Source organism: Spirosoma aerophilum, assembly GCF_054782495.1.
The window spans coordinates 1-1,097 of record NZ_BAAGSJ010000053.1 but is presented as its reverse complement, the minus strand read 5'-3'; the positions used below and the strand labels follow the sequence as shown (position 1 = coordinate 1,097).

The 1,097-nt window shown below is 67.5% G+C and carries 1 protein-coding gene; it reads left to right on the top strand.

Annotated features, from left to right (window positions below):
* The coding region (locus ACYVK4_RS33460) for a T9SS type B sorting domain-containing protein (protein ID WP_461131938.1) at nucleotides 1-1,097 on the top strand (1,097 nt) is incomplete at both ends.

The window sequence follows — 1,097 nt, the reverse complement described above, 5'->3', positions numbered from 1 at the left end:
CACCCTGAAGTGGACCCGGCCCATCGGCCTCAACCCCGGCGATTTGGGCGGCCCCTACCAGTACCGCATCCAAAGGGCCGAGGGCCTCACCGGCACCAGCTTCGTGCCCATCGCCACCATCAACACCACCCTCAGCCCCACCGCCAACGACACCACCTTCGTCGACCGGGGCTCTTCCACCTCCGCCCTCAACACCACGGCCAACGCCTACCGCTACCGCCTGGAGTTCTTCTACACCGACCCCGCCACCAGCCAGCTCACCCGGCTCGACGTGACCGAAGCGGCCTCCTCGGTGCGGCTCAGCGCGACCCCCGCCAACCGGCAGATCACCCTGAGCTGGCAGGCCAACGTGCCCTGGAGCAACGATGGCCGCATCCACGATGTCTTCCGCAGCCGCTCGGGGCCCAACGGCCCCTTCAACAAGATCCGCGAGGTGAGCGTGCAGGCGGCCCCCTACAGCTTCACCGATGACGGCTCGGACACCTTCACCGCCGACGGCAACACCAGCCGGGTGCTCTCGGCCGACTCCAGCTACTGCTACCGGGTGCTGACCCGGGGCCAGTACACCGACACCCAGCTGGCCCGCCTGGGCATCCTGGTCAACTACAGCCAGGTCCTCTGCGCCACCCCCACCGACACCACCCGGCCCTGCCCGCCTACCCTGCGGCTGGACTCCCTGGACTGCGCCAGTCTGACCCCCGAGAGCTTCTGCAACCAGACCAGCTTCACCAACCAGCTGCGCTGGACGCCCACCAGCAGCCCCAGCTGCGATGCCAACATTGCTTCCTACAAGCTCTACTACGCCCGCTACCGGCCCGACAGTCTGGGCCTGCTGACCAGTGTGGCCGCCCCCACCACCAGCTTTGCCCACAGCAGCCTGACGACCGTAGCGGGGTGTTACTACGTGACGGCCGTGAGCGTGCGGGGGCTGGAGAGCCGCCCCTCGAACCTGGTCTGCAACGAGGCCTGCCCCTCGCTGGTGCTGCCCAACGTGTTCACCCCCAACGGGGACGGCAAGAACGATGTGTTTGCGCCGTTGAAGTGTCCCCGGTTTGTGGAGCGGATCGAGTTTGTGGTCTACAACCGGTGGGGGGCCA